The organism is Sphingobacterium wenxiniae (assembly GCF_900116225.1).
GTDB classification, from domain to species: Bacteria; Bacteroidota; Bacteroidia; order Sphingobacteriales; family Sphingobacteriaceae; genus Sphingobacterium; species Sphingobacterium wenxiniae.
In genome coordinates, this window is sequence record NZ_FOZZ01000002.1 from 166,656 (window position 1) to 184,379 (window position 17,724).

The 17,724-nt window shown below is 42.1% G+C and carries 14 protein-coding genes; 6 read left to right on the forward strand and 8 right to left on the reverse strand.

All coding sequences use genetic code 11. The features are described from left to right. Positions 1-9: 9 nt before the first annotated feature. The 6 genes from BM375_RS03060 to BM375_RS03085 form a co-directional block, all read right to left on the reverse strand. Positions 10-1,845, reverse strand: coding sequence for a peptidase MATCAP family protein (locus BM375_RS03060; protein ID WP_093363711.1), 1,836 nt, complete (start codon positions 1,843-1,845; stop codon positions 10-12). Beyond that, on the reverse strand, positions 1,832-2,617 hold the full coding sequence (locus tag BM375_RS03065; RefSeq protein WP_093363712.1) for an N-formylglutamate amidohydrolase: 786 nt from the start codon (positions 2,615-2,617) through the stop codon (positions 1,832-1,834). Before BM375_RS03065 ends, BM375_RS03060 begins: the two co-directional genes overlap by 14 nt. An 11-nt stretch (positions 2,618-2,628) precedes the next feature. Next, entirely contained in the window at positions 2,629-3,189 is a 561-nt protein-coding gene (locus BM375_RS03070; RefSeq protein ID WP_093363713.1) for an NADPH-dependent FMN reductase, read from the reverse strand. 66 nt (positions 3,190-3,255) lie between these two features. Continuing rightward, entirely contained in the window at positions 3,256-3,564 is a 309-nt protein-coding gene (locus BM375_RS03075) for a DUF4342 domain-containing protein (RefSeq protein ID WP_093363714.1), read from the reverse strand. A 65-nt stretch (positions 3,565-3,629) separates the two neighbouring features. Continuing rightward, positions 3,630-4,580: a DUF4407 domain-containing protein gene (locus tag BM375_RS03080; RefSeq protein ID WP_093363715.1), complete on the reverse strand. Its 951-nt coding sequence runs from the start codon at positions 4,578-4,580 to the stop codon at positions 3,630-3,632. A gap of 2 nt (positions 4,581-4,582) precedes the next feature. Beyond that, positions 4,583-5,113: a hypothetical protein gene (locus BM375_RS03085; RefSeq protein ID WP_093363716.1), complete on the reverse strand. Its 531-nt coding sequence runs from the start codon at positions 5,111-5,113 to the stop codon at positions 4,583-4,585. 330 nt (positions 5,114-5,443) lie between these two features. Here BM375_RS03085 and BM375_RS03090 point away from each other — a divergent pair, with 330 nt between their 5' ends. Together BM375_RS03090 and BM375_RS03095 are read left to right on the forward strand one after the other, a co-directional pair. Further along, positions 5,444-6,331 carry an ABC transporter ATP-binding protein gene (locus BM375_RS03090; RefSeq protein ID WP_093363717.1) on the forward strand — a complete coding sequence of 296 codons (888 nt, stop codon included), beginning with the start codon at positions 5,444-5,446 and terminating at the stop codon, positions 6,329-6,331. Next, positions 6,324-9,965, forward strand: a complete 3,642-nt coding sequence (locus tag BM375_RS03095) for an ABC transporter permease/M1 family aminopeptidase (protein ID WP_093363718.1) — start codon at positions 6,324-6,326, stop codon at positions 9,963-9,965. Before BM375_RS03090 ends, BM375_RS03095 begins: the two co-directional genes overlap by 8 nt. Before the next feature lie 157 nt (positions 9,966-10,122). Here BM375_RS03095 and BM375_RS03100 read toward each other — a convergent pair whose 3' ends face one another. Further along, on the reverse strand, positions 10,123-11,994 hold the full coding sequence (locus BM375_RS03100) for a TonB-dependent receptor plug domain-containing protein (RefSeq protein WP_093363719.1): 1,872 nt from the start codon (positions 11,992-11,994) through the stop codon (positions 10,123-10,125). A 52-nt stretch (positions 11,995-12,046) separates the two neighbouring features. Here BM375_RS03100 and BM375_RS03105 point away from each other — a divergent pair, with 52 nt between their 5' ends. After that, positions 12,047-13,528: an aminotransferase-like domain-containing protein gene (locus BM375_RS03105; RefSeq protein ID WP_093364043.1), complete on the forward strand. Its 1,482-nt coding sequence runs from the start codon at positions 12,047-12,049 to the stop codon at positions 13,526-13,528. 216 nt (positions 13,529-13,744) lie between these two features. Here BM375_RS03105 and BM375_RS03110 read toward each other — a convergent pair whose 3' ends face one another. Further along, positions 13,745-14,686: a zinc dependent phospholipase C family protein gene (locus BM375_RS03110; protein ID WP_093363720.1), complete on the reverse strand. Its 942-nt coding sequence runs from the start codon at positions 14,684-14,686 to the stop codon at positions 13,745-13,747. Between the two features lie 366 nt (positions 14,687-15,052). Here BM375_RS03110 and BM375_RS03115 point away from each other — a divergent pair, with 366 nt between their 5' ends. The 3 genes from BM375_RS03115 to BM375_RS03125 are packed head-to-tail and all read left to right on the forward strand — an operon-like array spanning position 15,053 to position 17,713. Next, positions 15,053-16,042: a glycosyltransferase family protein gene (locus BM375_RS03115; RefSeq protein ID WP_093363721.1), complete on the forward strand. Its 990-nt coding sequence runs from the start codon at positions 15,053-15,055 to the stop codon at positions 16,040-16,042. Then, positions 16,039-16,773, forward strand: a complete 735-nt coding sequence (locus tag BM375_RS03120; protein WP_093363722.1) for a BamJ family beta-barrel-assembly machinery protein — start codon at positions 16,039-16,041, stop codon at positions 16,771-16,773. The genes BM375_RS03115 and BM375_RS03120 overlap by 4 nt, the downstream gene beginning before the upstream one ends. A 28-nt stretch (positions 16,774-16,801) precedes the next feature. Further along, complete coding sequence (locus BM375_RS03125) at positions 16,802-17,713, forward strand: aldo/keto reductase (RefSeq protein ID WP_244525803.1); 912 nt, start codon at positions 16,802-16,804, stop codon at positions 17,711-17,713. The last annotated feature ends 11 nt before the right edge of the window (positions 17,714-17,724 follow it).

The following is a 17,724-nucleotide window of genomic DNA, read 5'->3' on the forward strand; positions in this document are numbered from 1 at the left end:
GTAATATGTTTAATAATTTATCATTTTGAAAATACTGGTAAACTGCTGCACATCCTTGAGCTTATCTGCATAAGGGGATTCCAGATACCGAGGTTTTAATAAAGGTTTCCGTAATATGCCCCGTTGCACCAAATCTGAAATAATGGGAAGATAATCTTCTCTGATTTTTCCGATGGTTAGGATATTGAGATCTTTGCCATCCTGGATGTATCGGATAAGCTCGATAAACCCTTGTAGATATACAGCATCTTTGGTCAACCCACCTGCACGGTATACCCGCATTGTCATGGTATAGGCGGTGTACAGCGAAAAGTTGTACTCTTCGTGCAATAGCGTGAAAGTGTCGAGAAAACTGTTGCCCATAACCATATTGCGCACTGCGATAACTCTTCCCGCTAATATGCGAAGGCGTTCGTTCGTTAAGCCGCCTATGAGATATTCTGCAAGTACGGCAAGACCTTCCTGCAACTGTTCGTATCCCGGCACGCCCTGACGAAATGAACTGAACGTCTGCTCTTTGCCGTTGAAATACGTCACCACATGTGTACCAATTTCATGTTGGATGAGTGCTATTGCCCGCCTTTTTGAAATCTGGTATTGTTTGCTGATATTGAGCGTGCCGTGGTTGACCATAATTCCCGAAACATCGTCTCTTATGCGTACTGTTGTGTTGAATTGCGGAGCTTGTTGTCGCAAGTAGGCTATCTCTGCCTCAGCAAGCCGGGCAAATTCCTGTGCGTTTAGGTACTCTTCTTCGACTGTTTCCCGTGCCGGGAGGCTATCGATGGCAATGAGTAAAGCTTTCGCCATCTCAAACAAATCATCGCTGACTGTTCCAAACACCATCATACTGCCGTGTTTGAAATCTGCCGTACCCCGCGAAGCCAACATGGTCATCATATCGTCCAGCTCCCGCCGTTTATCCCTTAGGATATAGGCCACAGTAGGATCGTATATATCTTCGATGCGTAAGTTGTATAGGTTTCGCTTTACCAAATCCGGATCGATGGGCATGGGCCTGTAATGAAAAACGGGCTCTTTTCGATAATTGTCCTTTTTGAATTGTAACCAGGCTTCATGGTTATTTAAGGGCGTGATTAAAAGCAAGAAATCGAACTTTTGACTTTCTTTTGCTAGATGTTCATCGATCTCATATATCTCGGGACTTAACCGTTCGTGTCCCTTCATTTTGAAATTAGCAGCCTTTACGGTGGTGTATAGGCGGACAAACTCGAAGAAAAGTCGGGAAAGACTCTTGGCGAGCGATTCTCGAAATTCACGCAAAAGCAGCGGAAGATAAGTTCCTGATAGGTTTTTATAACGTGTCTGAATAGCAAGCCCCAAAGTTAAAACCATATCATCTTTTATATCCTTGTTTTGCAAGAGTGCGGGTAAATGCTCGGGCTTTGGTAGTTTTTTATCTTTCCGTAATGCAATCAACAATTCCGGGGCTTCTTTCTGTATATTCTTCTGTAAATATTCAGCAAGTACCAATGCATTTTTCTGGGATAAATGGATGGCAATATCTTCGCTCTGTTTTGTTTCTGCTGTCCATACTTCTACCAATAGGCAAGTGCCAAACTCTTCTGCCAACGCTTTTGCAATGATAGGGATCCAACGGCTGATGCTATCATCTTCCTCCGATTTATAGATAATGCTTGCCAATTCGGATTTCGTCAGTTCAGACAATAGCCTGTCCTTGGACTCCGTCGGCACGCGGTAAATAAAGAGATACGGCACTATCTTCTGAAACACAATCTTTCCCTTGTTGGGTATCTGCTTATGGATAGGCTGTTTTTCCTTTATGGCGCGCAATATCTGTTTCAGGGTCTTATCTTGCTCCATTTTTAAATAGATCTTGCAGGTTATTTAAAGCATACAGCAGCAGTTGCTTGTACTCTTTGATTAATGGAGGATAGGGGATGCCTGTCCATTCGTCCATAAAATCTTTACGGAATTCAATAGAGAGTACACAACCCTGTTCTCCAAATTTTTGGGTGAGCTGTTGGGCTACATATCCCCCTTTGAATTTGATATTCTCCCGAATGTCGACTGCTCCATCGAACAGTTTGTGTTGCGAGATGCTTTCGGAAAAGCTCTTTGCGATATAATCCCATTTTGGATGATTATATGCCGTACCCAGATTGATCTGTGGGTTGGCATGTGTATCTACTATATCATCTGGATTGCTTCGTTTTGCGTTATAACTGTGTATATCCAATACAACAAAAAAGCCGTAATGTGCGATGCTATGTTGTATCCAAGCTTCAATTTTCTGATGTATGGCGGCATGTTCTGCGTACAACTGGTGTAGAAGTTCTGCGGGTAATGTCTTTTTCCAGACCTGCAGCCCCCATGCTTGTTCAGGACGAAGATAAACGGCATCTTCCGGCTGTCGGTTGATGTCCAATTGAAAACGCGAGGTGCTGACCATAAATTGGTTAACGGGAAGCTCCGCAAAAGTCGCTGTATAAGGATCTTCTTCACGCAAGCGCTCGGTTTCATTCAATCGCATATAGGGCATAACTTCGTCGCTGATTTGGTGTCCGTCGTGAATGGCGAATGCCCAAAAAGGACTATCTACCCGTTTTAATCGATACTCAAATAGTGGATGCATAACGGGTTGATTTATAGTTTGTCAAAACGTTTTGCGAAAGCGATGAAGCTGCTCAATGTATCCCGTAGAAACTTGCCTGTTTTCTCATCTGTGAGGTTGCCCTGCTCATCAAACAATTTTTGAACATTTGCGATGTAGACTTCGGGTTGTTGGAGTGTAGGCATGTTTAGGAACACCAGGGATTGGCGAAGGTGGTGGTTGGCGCCAAAGGCACTAAGATTACCAATAGAGGAGGAGACAACCCATGCAGGTTTGCCATCCCAGGCACTCTGTCCATAAGGACGGGAACCTACGTCGATGGCATTCTTCAATACACCGGGAACCGAGCGGTTATACTCTGGCGTGACGAAGATAATGGCATCCATGTTTTTTACCTTAGTACGAAAAGGGGAATACGATTGCGGTGTATTCCCCTCGTCATAATCTTGATTGTACAGCGGAAGCTGCCCAATCTCGATGCATTCCAATTGATAGCCCTCCGGTGCATGTTGCATAAGGTAGTTGGCTATCTTTTTATTGAAGGATTCCTTGCGTAAGGATCCAACGATAATTCCTATTTTCTTGTTGCTCATGACCTGTTTTTCTTTTACAGGTATTAACAATTTTAAAGCGGATTGGTTTCGGAAAAAAGTACTTGATTACTCTTCGGTGACTGTTTCTTCATCGGGTGTCAAGGCTTCCGAGGCAGTATCTACATCCTCTTGTTCTTCTTTTCTTTTTTCCACGGTAATCTTGCATTCCGTCAGTAAAGCTGCCAGTGCCCCGACAGCAGCGAAGACGGGTGCAAATACTACCCCGACGACACCAATGGTCACCGGAAAGCTCATGATTTCTTTTCCCGATTTATCGGAAATGCTGATTTTGGTTACATTGCCTTCGGCAATAATTTCCTTGATTCTCTTTAACAGATTTTCGCCTGTCACAAAGAAGGTTTCTTTAATAGACATAGTGTTTGATATTTATGAGTTATACAATAAAATTTGATTTTTGTTATCGCGGACAACCAACGGTATTAAGCCTGTAGCTTTTCCAACATCTGCACGCGTACTGCTGTTTGGTGTTTAATTAATTTGTCGTAATCTGATTCCTTATCGGTTAGCTTCATGACCAGGACAAATAGTTCTATCGCCAGAAAGAATAACATAAACAATAGGTACACAAATATGCCGATGTTTGAAGAGGTGACTACATCGTGCAGTAGCGTAAGCTCATCCAGAAAGCCGGTTGAGGCTTTCAGCTCCTGCTCTTTACGTTCTTTAATCGTCATAATAGACTGTGCTAATTCAAACCGTTTTTGCTGCAAGGTCTCAATTTGCTTATGGAGCTGTTCCAATTCCATTTTCTTTGGGTTTTCCATGACCGAACGGTTCGTGGATTGGGTGCTGTTGATGGGTTTCCCTTCTTTATCCTTGGTTACACTACTGTTTGTATAGGTCGTAATAATGACAGGGTTTTTCTTGAGATCTGCACTGACGGCCTCGTATTTTTGATTTGCACCGGCAAGCATGCTATCTAAACCCAACAGCTGTTTCTCTATATCGGCTTCGGACTGTTGTACAGCAAGTTTCACCCGCTCATCCATCACTTGTGCTTTGCGCAGTTCGATATCGTCTTTGAAAGTAATCTGATCCATAATAAAAGCACCTAAGATGGACATTACCAAAGCCAAAAGCACCCGAAAGCTTGTAGACCAAACGCTTACTTTTGTCGAAAGAATAATGATACGTTCAATCTGTACAATGACAAAGCCCATAACCAGCCCACCGATGATTCCACCCCAGATTTCGAAATGCAGATAGCGGGTAGCAAAGCTATAACCTATGAAAAACCAGACCAGTACAATCAATAGCATGGCCGAAGTATATTTTTTGACATTTTTAGCCGATTGCTCGCTGGAGTTTTTAACTAATTTATAGTTGAACCCTGTAAGGAAACAACCGAATTTTAACCACCAATCTTTCATTTTTAATAATTTTTACGGAGTAAATGTGCTTGCGTAATGGAAGCCAAACCTTTCATAAATCCACGCTTATAGGCTAATATTGCACGTTCGCAAAGGCCGGTATCCTGTTGTAAGCTCTGCTCGAATTCCTGTACCTTTTCCATCTGTGCTAATAAATCGGTCTGTTTGATTCTAAGCTCGTCCACCAAGTCAATCAATCCAGCCCGGCTACGCGAGTGGATGTGAAATTCCATGTCTTTCATCAGTGAGTCCTGGTAGGTCTTGACCTGATGGATAAGGATCTCCAGATCGTACTTTATCAGACGGGTATTGTCGTTTCTATAGCCTTCATCGGGACTAATCAGCGCATCGTTATAGCCTTTAGCCTCAAAATCCTGCTGTAAATAGCTATATATCTGAAACAATCCCTGATTGTCATGAACGGAAGCGCCATTGAGCCTAACATAAGCGTTGTTCTCGGTTGCAGACATTTGTATCGGTTGAGGTGGGACATCACCTGTTTTGCGTTTATTGAATATTGTAAACCATCCCATTGTGTTGTTTGTTTAATTTCTCTACAGTGAATGACAAAAAATAATGTCATCGTCATTGTGAGGTAACGAAGCAATCTGATGACATAAAAAACACAGATTGCTTCGTCATGCTTCCTCGCAATGACGCGTTTTTTATGATTTGTTCTGTTCTGTCATGTACTAAATAATTTCTTCAAAGAAAGCGGGTTATAAACAAGAAAGACCATGTATTTAGGTAAATGAAAGCGGATTTTAGGTGAAAGGCGGAATTTAATCGGTGAAAAAAATCAGAGATTCTGTAACAAACTGCAAATTCGTACGACATATACTGAAAAATAAATATCACAACCAATGAGTCTACAAATTACTGAATTGACAAAAACGTATAAAAATGGCGTCAAGGCATTAGATGGCGTGAATCTTGAAATTGGAAAAGGTATGTTTGGCTTACTGGGACCGAATGGCGCCGGAAAATCCTCACTGATGCGTACTATTGCCACTTTACAAAATCCTGATACAGGAAGCATTAACTTTAGAGGTATTGATGTATTGGCCGATAAAATGGCTCTGCGCAAGGTTTTGGGCTATCTACCACAAGAGTTTGGTGTTTACCCCAATATATCAGCTGAAGAATTGCTTCATTATTTTGCACAATTAAAAGGGATATCCAATACCAGAGAACGCAAAAGCATTATTCAGGAAGTGTTGGAAATAACCAATCTATATGATGTGCGGGATAAAAGCGTAAGCGGCTATTCGGGGGGTATGAAACAACGCTTTGGTATTGCCCAATTATTGCTTAATAAGCCGCAACTGATTATTGTTGACGAACCAACGGCTGGTCTTGATCCTGCGGAAAGACAGCGTTTTCTGAACGTGTTGCGTGAAATCGGTACGGACAATACGGTTATTTTCTCTACCCACATCGTCGATGATGTACGTGAGCTTTGCCATGAACTGGCGATTATGAATGGTGGAAAAGTATTGTACCGCGGCACCGCTATAGAGGGTGAGAAGATGCTGGAAGGCAAGATATGGAGGAAAGTCATCCAACGTGCTGATTTTGATGGAGAACAAGCCAAATACAACGTGATTTCGTCCAACTATAATGCCGATAATTCCTTGAATATCCGTGTTTACAGCGCGGAAATGCCAGATAGTAGCTTTATGCCTGCGCAGCCGATGTTGGAGGATGTATATTTCGTAAATCTAAAGAAGGAGCAGGGCCAACATGTTTAGTCAGATTTTTCTTTTTGAGATAAAACGCTGGGTTAAGAATCCCGCTTTTTATATCTATGCTGCGGTGTTTTTTGGTTTTGCTATCCTCGTCATGGGAACGAATATCGGGCTGTTTGACAATGTAACTGTCACGGCATCCGATCCAGTGTACGCCAATTCACCTTTGAAAGTGAGCGGCATGTTGAATGCCTTGTCCATTTTTGTGTATTTCCTTTTGCCGACCATTGTTGGTGGAGCTATTTATCGGGATTATAAATATAATGTGCATCAGGTCCTTTATTCGTATTCCGTGGATAAGACATCTTATCTTTCTGCAAAATTCTTAAGTGGATTGGTGGTCACGGTAGCCATTGTCATGGCAACGACGTTGGGCTTTTTTGCCGTACAGCTGTTCCCCAATGTGAATAAAGAGCTGTTGGGACCTAATCACCTCTGGTCTTATATGCAGGCGTATGTCTATTTGATTATCCCGAATCTGTTGCTATTTGGTGCTATTGTATTCGCTTTGGTGACTTTCACACGGAATATTTATATCGGATTTATTTTTATCATTTTCCTGTTCGTACTTGATGCATTTTTGGCAGGGGTGCGGAACAATATGGATAATGAATATCTGGCGGCGCTTATTGACCCTTTTGGGTTTGAAGCCTTGCATTATGAAACGAAATATTGGACCGTCGAAGAACAAAACTTTCTGAATATTCCATTTTCAGGGGCTGTGCTCTATAATCGGTTGATTTGGTCTTCGCTGGGGATTTTGGTGCTATTTTCTGTTTATGCGACTTTTGATTTTTCTTATGCTGGCTTCCAATGGCGCAATAAAAAGAAAGGGAAACGTATCACAAAGGACAATTTCGGGAGTATTATTACCATCAATCTGCCGAAAGTCACGTTGGATTATTCCTTCCTAACGCGTTTGCGTACAGCTTGGAATCTTTCCAATGGTGATTTCAAATTCGTTGTACGCAACTGGATATTCATTATCATGATGATCTTTGCGGTGTTGATGGTTGTGGTCGTTACGTCGATTTCGGGAGAGATCTACGGGACGGAAACTTATCCTGTGACCTGGCAGATACTCAGCACTATGGGCGGGATTTATGGATTTTTCCTGACGATGATTATCTATCTGTTTTCAGGCATGTTGGTGCAACGTTCGTCTACCGCTCGCATGAACCTATTGGTCGACGCAACGGCGACACCAAATTGGGTGTTGTTGCTGTCCAAGGTAATTGCGTTAATCAAGGTAGCGATACTGGTGTTAGGTATCAGTATGCTCACTGGTATTGGCTATCAGCTTGCACGTGGTTTCTTTCAGATAGAGATCGGGCATTATGCTTATGAGCTGTTTGTATTGGATTTGCTGAAATATCTGGTTATTATTCTTTTTGCCTTTTTTGTCCATGCGTTCTTCAAGAATTATTATGTAGGCTTTTTTGTTTGTTTGCTTGTGATGATGGGCATTCCGATGTTGTCGCGCATTGGTATAGAGCAAAGTATCTTTAAGTTCAATCAAGGTCCCGCTTATACCTATTCGGATATGAATGGTTACGGAGCTGTACGTCATTACATTTGGTACAAAGTTTACTGGTTGTTGTTTGCAGGTGTATTGTTCGGCATGACATTGTTATTCTGGCGGAGGGGTATTATCTCGAATGTTCGTGACCGGTTAGCGGTAGCAAAAGCGAGGTTTAGACCTGCAATCTGGATTCCTGTGTTGGGGTTAAGTATCGCTTTTGTGGGATTGGGATATGCCATATATTACCAAAATAACGTGGCAGAAGATTATGTTTCAAACAAGATATATGAAAAACAGCAAATTGATTATGAAAAGAAATACAAACGTTATCAACACTATGTACAACCCCGTATTGTAGATGTGAAAGTTGATATGGCGATTTTTCCGAAAGAGCGGGATTTCGTTGCCAAAGTGGACTATGTACTGAAGAATAAATCGAAGGTAGCCATTGATACGATTTTGGTTAACTATCACGACGAAGTGGATTCAATTTATATAGCCAATGCTAAACTTGTACAAAGAGATAGTGTGGCTGGTTTCAATATTTATGGACTTGAAAGGCCATTACAGCCAGGTGACAGTTTGCAGATGTTCTCCCAGGTGAAAAACAAACCGAATAGTTTTCTGAAAGATCGCTCGCCTGTATTAGCGAACGGAACATTTATGAATAACCGTTATTTCCCGGGTATCGGCTATGAGCAAAGTCTGGAGCAGATGGATAACGACATACGGAAGAAATATGGCTTGCCGGAACGTGATCGTATGGCAGAGCCAACGGATACTACTGCTTTGCAAAATACGTATATTGCTGATGATGCAGACTGGATACGCTTTGAAGCAACGGTGAGCACATCTTCGGATCAGGTTGCTATAGCACCCGGCTATCTGCAAAAGGAATGGGAAGAAGATGGCCGTCGGTACTTCCATTATAAGATGGATCAGAAAATGCTGAATTTCTACGCGTTTATGTCTGCACGATATGAAGTGAAGAGAGAAGAGTGGAATGGTATCAATCTGGAAATTTATTATCATGAGGGACATGAATATAATCTGGACAGGATGATGTTGGCCATGAAAAATTCTTTGGCTTACTATGGAGAAGCATTCAGTCCTTATCAGTTTAGCCAGATGCGTATCATCGAGTTCCCAAAAACACATGGTACTTTTGCCCAAGCTTTTGCCAATACGGTGCCTTTCTCTGAGGGAATTGGTTTTATTGCGAAGGTGGATGACGATAATCCTGACGCGGTAGACTATGCTTATTCCGTGATTTCACATGAACTGGCGCATCAATGGTGGGCACATCAGGTTATTGGTGCAAATGTAAAAGGAGCAACGGTGATGTCTGAATCGTTATCGGAATACAGCTCATTAAAAGTGTTGGAAAAACGTTATGGCGCATCGCAAATGCGGAAATTCTTAAAAGAATCCTTGGATAACTATCTCAAAGGCAGAGCGGCAGAGAAATTGAAGGAAAACCCATTGGTATTGAACGAAAACCAGCAATATATCCATTATAACAAAGGGGCTGTGGTCATGTATGCAATGAGTGATTTTCTGGGTGAACAACGATTTAACGATTTTCTAAAAGCCTACGTGTCCAAAGTGGCATTTCAGGAAGCACCGTATACCACTTCTTTGGAATTTGTGGCGATGCTGAAGGAGCATACTCCGGACTCTTTGCAATATACGATTAAGGATATGTTCGAGACCATTACGGTGTATGATAATGATATTCAAAAAGCTTCTTATAAAAAACTGGCGGATGGAAAATATCAGGTTGATATCGAGTTCAAAGTCGCGAAATATCGTACGGATGAAAAAGGGAAACGTTTGTACGAAGATGTGAAAGGGCAGGCCTTGAAAACAGCAATCAATAAAAAAGAAGTACAGTCATTGCCTTTACAGGATTATATCGAAATTGGTGTGTTTGGAAAGAAAAAAGGAGAGGGAAAAGAGGAGAAGGAACAGCCTATTTATCTGGCAAAACATAAAATTGATAAGATAGCGAATAAAGTGGTGCTTATCGTGTCGGAAGAACCTGTTGAAGTAGGGGTAGACCCGTACAATAAACTTATCGATACCAACTCCGGAGACAACCGGAAAACTTTGTAAAGGAATAAGGGTGTCCGAAAAACCCGCCGTCACCGTCATTGCGAGGTAACGAAGCAATCTGGTGACGGCAAAACGTAGATTGCTTCCTCGCTATCGCTCCTCGCAATGACGCGTTTTTTTAATGGTTAATAATCTTTTCGGACACCATCTTATTCCTTTATTTTTTCAACCAATTATATCTTACTCCCATACTAAACCATCTTCCCGGCATAGGAATGGCAGCACTTTCGATATAGGTAACATCGAAGATGTTCTGCACATCAGCGTAAATATTTATGTCTGAAAAAGCATAACTCAAACGTATATCGGTCAAGAAATACGCTTTCCGAGACATCCGTTGATTCCAGCGATTAGCTACAGAAATGCGCCAGGTATCTTGGCTTGCGGATAACAATAGCTTGGCTTGGTGCTTTAAACTACGCAGGTTGTATTTAGAATCTACGCCTTCCGGTGTTTTGATACTTGGGTCTAAATAATTATAGCCTAAGTTGATATGATATGTCGTGTGGTTTTCTGTGAAATGATAGTTTATATTCGTGTTGATTCCGTTGACCAGATTCTGCCCAAGATTAAAAGGTTGGTACGGTTCATCGGCATTGTCCCTTACGTAATCAATGAAATTATCGATAGTACGGTGGAAATAACCCGCATGAGCGGTCAGGTTTTGACGCTGAAATTTAATTGCACCCTCCAATTGCCAAGCTTCCTCCGGACGTAAATCTGGATTGCCAATATTGCCTGGACGCTGGTTGATATATAAGTCGGTAAAGGAAGGTATGCGCTGACTGGAACCGGCATTGAACACGACTTTCCAGTTGGGATGCAGCGCATAGCCCATATCGACTCCCGGATAGAGTTGCCAACCGTATTGACTGTTGTAATTTAAATAAGCGCCTGCATTCAAGGTCAATCTTCTGATGCTTTCTGTGCGAAACTCCGCATAAGCACCATGATTGTTGCGCTCATGGTCACCTAAATTTGAACTATTGATACGCTCCAGTCGGGATTCCCAACCCAGTCCAAAATCTCCAAACCCCGTTTGATAACGGCTGTTCAGCTCCATAGATAAAGCATTGTTGTAGTGCAGGCTGCGCGCACGAGACAGATCGTGTTTGAAATAGCGGTAGTCATCCTCATTATAACGATTGCTTAGGCGGGGAGTGATGGATAGCTTATCGCTAAGCTGATGGGTAGAGCTGATGCTGGCAAATACGGTTTCCACAATCTCTTCTGATTCCTTATCTCCAGGAGCTGCGTAAAAGCCATTGGCACCGAATCTATTGTGCATATAGCTTCCTAACCATTCAATTTTATTATCGCTATTGATATCCCATTGACCCTGGTAATGGAGTTTGTCATTTTCCGAAGCCGTATTATAACGTTGTCCGTTGGATTGCTCTTTGTTGTAATAAAATTGATGCTGATGTTTCTCCTGAAATAAGGTCGCTCCGATTTGTGCTCCAGCATGGTAATATATACCATCTTTTTCCTCCTCCTCACGGTCTTTGAAAGAAGATCCACCGTAAAGATGTGCATGTATGCTGCTTTGTTTAGCCGTTTTTGTGATGATATTAATTGCACCCGTAAGTGCATTCATGCCGTATATGCGCGCAGCCGCTCCACGCAATACCTCAATTCTTTCGATCGCCTCTAAAGGGATAGGCAAGTTGAGGTTATGGTGCGCTGTCTGGGGGTCTGCAACTTTGACACCGTTGACAAGCAATAAGGTCTGTTCAAAGCTTCCGCCGTCGATGCTCATATCGGCTTGTGAGCCAAAAGGTCCGCGTTGTCGTATATCTACACCATTTAAGAATGTCAAGGCTTCGTTTAAGGTTTTAATCGGTAGGCGTCGAATATCTTCGGCTGTCAGGATCTCTACGTTGCGGTTGTCCTTGCTGAATGGAATTTGTAAACGATTAGCATGCACCATCACTTCCGGTATACTATCCTTTCTCATATCTTGTCCTATACCTGATAGTGGTAACAGGACTGTGGCTAATAAGATTTGTCTGCTGTTTTTTAATTTCATGGCGCAAAAGTGCTATCTTTCCGGATTATTTGATGGTTCCGATTTTAATATAATGAGTAGTCCGGTTTTGGATTTGTTTTCTGGATTTGTGCAGATTGATAGACAATCTGTTCAGCCGATTTATTTACAGGTGGCGCAGCAGGTCATTAATGCCGTGCAACGTGGATACCTGATGGTGGGTACAAAACTACCGGGAAGCCGCGCTTTATCGGAACGATTACATGTGCACCGTAAAACGGTTATTGCTATATACAATGAACTGGAAGCACAAGGCTGGGTGGAGGTTCGACCAAATAAGGGAACATTTATTATTCACCAACAACAGCTGCTGAAGTTGGAAAAACCATATGCCAAGTTGGTGTCTTTAGCGCAATATCCATCGCAGACGGGATATGATTTTCGGAAGTCTACGGTACTTGATTCTCCTTTTGAATCTACCAAAAGTGATTTCTATTTTAGTGATGGCACACCGGATATCCGCTTAACCCAGTTGCAAAATCTTTCACGGCTGTATACAGCTTCTTTGAAACGAAAAACCACCCTTAAACGTATGACACAGCTCCATCAGGATGGCAGTGCTTATTTCAAAGAGCAGTTGAGCAATTACCTGAACTTTTCCAGAGGGTTACATATTTCGAAAAGTAATGTATTGATTACCCGAAGTGTGGAGATGAGTTTATATATCATTTCCCGTATTCTGATTACACAGGGTGACAAGGTATTGGTAGGGGAACTTAGCTTATTCTCGGCTAATATGGTTTTTCAACGATTGGGTGCGAAGGTGCTTACTGTTCCGGTTGATGAACAAGGACTAAATGTGGAGTATATAGCGGAAAACTTTCGCACGGGCGAATTACGTATGGTGTATATTACGCCACGGCACCATTACCCAACGACAGTCACGCTATCTGCACAAAGAAGGATCGCTTTACTGCAGCTGGCTCGGGAATATGGTTTTGTCATTGTGGAGGATGATTATGATGGTGACTTTCTATACGAACAATCGACCGTAATGCCCTTGGCAAGTGCTGATGTGGATGGCATGGTGGTCTACGTAGGATCTTTTGGCAAGTCATTGGCTCCGACATTCCGAACAGGGTTTGTTGTTGCACCAGACAACTTGATGGTGGAAATGCGCAAATATCTGGGGATTATAGATAGGCAAGGTGATGTGATTATGGAGCATGCCTTAGGCGAAATGATCGAAGAAGGAGAAATCCATCGGCATCTGAAAAAATCGTTGAAAGTTTACCGCGAGCGTCGGGATTATTTCTGTGATATTTTGGAGACAGAGTTTAAAGATATTGTGTCTTTCCAACGACCTACTGGAGGCTTAGCTGTCTGGACAATCTGGAATAATAATATCTCCCTTTTTAAATTGGCAAATAACTGTGTGCCAAAGGGGCTGTTTATTCCCCAAAATTTGTTGTATCAAAATAAGAAATTAGCAGCAATGCGTCTGGGCTTTGGTCACTTGAACAAAAGTGAAATAGAGGAGTCTTTGACTGTTTTGAAAAACGCTGTGTTTCTATAGTTCACCATGGGGTGTCTAAAAAAGTTCTCCAAACTTAAAAACGCGTTCCCGAAAGCATTCGGGACGAGAAGCGCAGCGACGACCGCGAAGCAGCTCCGAAGGAAACCAATCTGCGTTTTTAACATCATTCCCGCCTCAGGCGGGGCTTCGTTGCCTCGCAATGACGATGATGTTGAGCTTTTTAGGCACCCTCATGATGAGGTACGAAGAGAAAAACTAATGCCATTCTTCCCGACCGATAATTCTTTTATTCTGTATATCGGGAATATCCTCTGTTTCCAATGGTCTATATTTCATGTTGAGCTTTGGCTGTCCGGCATCTACCCAAGCTGAAAACCAATATGAACCTATCCGCTGAATGGATTTTCGCATTCGTGCTTCTACCATACCTTCCATTTTGTCATGATAAGCTTTGGCATAATCGTCGGAATAGGTCAGCACCAGTACATTCTTACGATTGATGTAGCTTTTTTGCTGGTGTTTCGGAAAGCTGTTGGATAATTCTTTCTCTATTTGCAAGACATTATCTACTAAGGCATTGCTTTCTTTAATAATATCCCAGGCCAATTGCAAAGGGTCTTCTATATATTCAGCTTTACCAACGAATAAATTGTACTTGCCCGCAAACATCTCGGGCAATCGGCTTTCCCAAAAAGCATGTATACCTATTTGTTCGCTGAACTGCCCATTGTAGTTTTTGGTCGTGTGCAGTGGCACATGTGCATCGGCGATATAATGTCCTAAATCTGCGGAGTACCGAACGATACGTGTGACGTCTCCATCGGCAAAGGCCGTTACCAGGTTTTGGTACGAGCGGTATATCTGCCATGGTACGATTCCCTGTGCACGTAAACGTCGTTCTTCATATTTGGCGACCGCTTTACTCCAGTGTATTGGAATGGAATCTATCGATTCTTCCTCGTAGTCATCGATGTCAATAAAATGTCGGGGAGATTCTAAGGTATCAATATAGCAACGTCTATCTGCATCTACAGCTTTTTCGGTAATAGTCTGGACATGTTTTTTGTAGAATTGAGCCAATTGGGTAGGTAAAGTAAAAACAGCCGATTGATTGATAAGCTTATGCGCATAAAATCCCCAAGAGCAGCAGAGCAATATAATAAACATACCTAGGAAGTAGATGATTTTACTTTTCATTGGATGTTCATGATGGTTTACTCTATAAAAATAAGTAATCTCTTTTGTTTGTGGGGTATAAACGCCGAAGTTTCTTAGATCGGGGGTGTTTTGTTTTGTCGTTTTTCCTTTCCTTAGCCTTTTGAGGAGGAGTAAGGACTTTTTAATATTTAGTAGTCTAAGACTACCTTTTTATTCATCATCCTTAGATCGCTTCGCTAACTCTAAGGATAGGTATGATATATTGCCGAAAGAAAACCTCCATTTCACCTCAACACGACTCTCCTTAAGAACAATTTTTGATCCGTTTACCTTGCGAAGTTTCTAAAACTTCTGTAATATTCGCTATAAAATTAGTACTTTGGTCACGCAAAAAAATAGTGCTGTATGAGGATATTGTACGCTGTACAGGGTACAGGTAATGGGCATTTATGCCGGGCCATGGATATTATTCCTGTCTTGCAGGAATTGGCTGAGGTAGATGTGTTGGTCAGTGGCATTCAAGCTGATATTCCACTTCCTTTCGAGGTAAAATACCGTTTGCATGGTTTGAGTTTTATTTTTGGAAAATCGGGTGGAGTAGACTTATGGCGAACGTTTATGAGTTCCACGGTGCGTAAGTTTATACAGGAAATCAATAGTTTGCCAGTCGAAAATTATGATTTGATTATCAATGATTTTGAGCCTATTTCAGCATGGGCTTGCCAAACAAAGGAGATTGCTTGTATAGGACTGAGCCATCAGATTGGTGCGCTGGATGCTTCCAGTCCGAAACCGGATGAAACTGATATGTTGGGCAAATTTATCATGAAAAATTATGCACCGGCCAGTATCTCATACGGCTTCCATTTCAAATCTTATAACGACAACATCTTTACCCCGGTCATTCGGCAGTCTATTCGGGAACTGGAACCGGAGGATAAGGGACATTACACGGTGTATTTGCCTTCGTATGATGATGCCCATCTGCTCAAAAATCTGTCGAAATTTCCGGATATACAATGGGATGTCTATTCCAAGCATAATAAAAAGCCCTTCACACTGAAGAATGTGTCCATTAATCCCATTCAGAGTGATACCTTTATTCGTAGCATGGCAACCTCAGCAGGAGTGCTTTGCGGAGCAGGGTTTGAGACGCCGGCAGAAGCATTGTATTTAGGGAAGAAGTTATTGGTCATCCCGATGAAGAACCAGTATGAGCAACACCTCAATGCGGCTGCATTGGAATTGATGGGTGTTCCAGTTATCCACAGCCTGAAGAAAAAATACGACTACGCTATCGAATCGTGGTTAAATAGCAAAAACAAGGTAAAGGTGGATTATCCGGATGTTACAAAAGATATTATAACTAAAATCGTAGAAAAACACAGTTCATGAAGAATATAAAATGGATAGCAGGGTTTGGTCTGTTGCTTTTTGCACAGCAAGGAACGTTAAATGCCCAGGAATTAAAAAATAATCAAGACACGGTATCTTATGCTTTAGGTATCGACGTGGGCAAATCCCTGTCAAGCTCGGGCATAGCAATCGAAAGTAGCAGTTTTTTGAAAGGATTGGAAGCAAGCTTAAAGGGTGGAGAAAGCCTTTTGGGTGAAGAGGAGCGTATGCGTATTCTTCGCGATGCGTTTAATTCGGCTGCTGAACAGCGGACAGCAAAGTTGAAGAGTGAAGAAACGACTTTTTTTGAGAAGATAAAACAAAATCCGAATATCAAGCATTTCCAAGGCGGCTTGTATTATGAAGTTATTCGGGAAGGAACGGGTGAGAAACCGACAGCGAACGATGAGGTGGACGTGCATTACCTCGGTACCTTGGCTAACGGAAAGGAGTTTGATAGTTCTTACAAAAGAGGTCAGTCTACGCAGTTAGACTTGAATCGAGTGATCAAAGGTTGGCAGATGGGTATTCCGTTGATGTCGGTGGGATCGAAATATAAGTTTTATATCCCCTCGGAGTTGGGATATGGCGAACGCGGTGCCGGAGCGAATATTCCGCCATATAGTGCGTTGGTATTTGAAATTGAATTGTTGGGGGTTAATAAGACCGGAGGTGAGACCAGTGGTAATATGCCCGCAGACGAACCTATTAAGATGCAAAAAATTCAATAAGGAAGAATTCTGGATTTAATATATGCAGATGAGCTTGACATATAATACATTAGGAAAATCGGAATTAAAGGTTTCACAAGTGAGTCTAGGTACAATGTCGTTGAAAGGTGGCATAACCAAGCTCAATGTGGATATTATCCATCAAGCGCATGCAATAGGCATCAATTATTTTGATACAGCCGATTTATATGAACGCGGTGTCAACGAAAGTATGGTCGGACAGGCACTAGCTGCAGTACGTAAAGATGTTGTGCTAGCCACAAAGGTTGGCAACCAATGGCGTTCAGATGGTAGTACATGGGATTGGAGAGCTTCGAGGCCCTATATTATCAAAACGGTAGAAAGCTCTCTTTCTCGTCTGCAAACGGATTATATCGACTTGTATCAATTGCATGGTGGTACTATCGATGATCCTATCGATGAAATTATCGATGCTTTTGAACAGTTAGTAAAAGAAGGAAAAATACGCTATTACGGCATTTCTTCCATCCGTCCGAATGTGATTCAAGCGTATGCCGAACGATCAAACATCAGCAGCGTGATGATGCAATATAGCTTATTGGACAGAAGAACTGAAATGGTTTTTCCTTTGTTGCAAGAAAAAGAGATTTCAGTAATAGCCCGAGGGGCTCTGACACAAGGATTGTTATTGGATAAACCTGCAGACAAATATTTGCAGTTCACCTCCAGTGAGGTTCTCCATGCCAAGAAGGCCGTAGAAAAGACAGCCTTGTCTTTAGGACTTAGTAAAAGCAGTGTGCTGCTGGCTTATGTGCTGGATAGTGGGGTAGTGGCTTCTGCCGTTGCCGGTATACGGACATTGTCACAGCTTAAAGAAATACAAGAGGCGGTAAAACAGTTGAAACAGCTTCCCGAAACAGAAAAAGAAAGTTTGGAAAAAAGTATCCGTCAGATAAGCTATACCGAACATTTGGTTTAAGTGCCCAATTC

What these genes read in the sequence shown, in the direction of transcription:
- BM375_RS03060 (WP_093363711.1), bottom strand. Translation starts at nt 1,845, where the DNA reads ATGGAGCAAGATAAGACCCTGAAACAGATATTGCGCGCCATAAAGGAA.
- BM375_RS03065 (WP_093363712.1), bottom strand. Translation starts at nt 2,617, where the DNA reads ATGCATCCACTATTTGAGTATCGATTAAAACGGGTAGATAGTCCTTTT.
- BM375_RS03070 (WP_093363713.1), bottom strand. Translation starts at nt 3,189, where the DNA reads ATGAGCAACAAGAAAATAGGAATTATCGTTGGATCCTTACGCAAGGAA.
- BM375_RS03075 (WP_093363714.1), bottom strand. Translation starts at nt 3,564, where the DNA reads ATGTCTATTAAAGAAACCTTCTTTGTGACAGGCGAAAATCTGTTAAAG.
- BM375_RS03080 (WP_093363715.1), bottom strand. Translation starts at nt 4,580, where the DNA reads ATGAAAGATTGGTGGTTAAAATTCGGTTGTTTCCTTACAGGGTTCAAC.
- BM375_RS03085 (WP_093363716.1), bottom strand. Translation starts at nt 5,113, where the DNA reads ATGGGATGGTTTACAATATTCAATAAACGCAAAACAGGTGATGTCCCA.
- BM375_RS03090 (WP_093363717.1), top strand. Translation starts at nt 5,444, where the DNA reads ATGAGTCTACAAATTACTGAATTGACAAAAACGTATAAAAATGGCGTC.
- BM375_RS03095 (WP_093363718.1), top strand. Translation starts at nt 6,324, where the DNA reads ATGTTTAGTCAGATTTTTCTTTTTGAGATAAAACGCTGGGTTAAGAAT.
- BM375_RS03100 (WP_093363719.1), bottom strand. Translation starts at nt 11,994, where the DNA reads ATGAAATTAAAAAACAGCAGACAAATCTTATTAGCCACAGTCCTGTTA.
- BM375_RS03105 (WP_093364043.1), top strand. Translation starts at nt 12,047, where the DNA reads ATGAGTAGTCCGGTTTTGGATTTGTTTTCTGGATTTGTGCAGATTGAT.
- BM375_RS03110 (WP_093363720.1), bottom strand. Translation starts at nt 14,686, where the DNA reads ATGAAAAGTAAAATCATCTACTTCCTAGGTATGTTTATTATATTGCTC.
- BM375_RS03115 (WP_093363721.1), top strand. Translation starts at nt 15,053, where the DNA reads ATGAGGATATTGTACGCTGTACAGGGTACAGGTAATGGGCATTTATGC.
- BM375_RS03120 (WP_093363722.1), top strand. Translation starts at nt 16,039, where the DNA reads ATGAAGAATATAAAATGGATAGCAGGGTTTGGTCTGTTGCTTTTTGCA.
- BM375_RS03125 (WP_244525803.1), top strand. Translation starts at nt 16,802, where the DNA reads ATGAGCTTGACATATAATACATTAGGAAAATCGGAATTAAAGGTTTCA.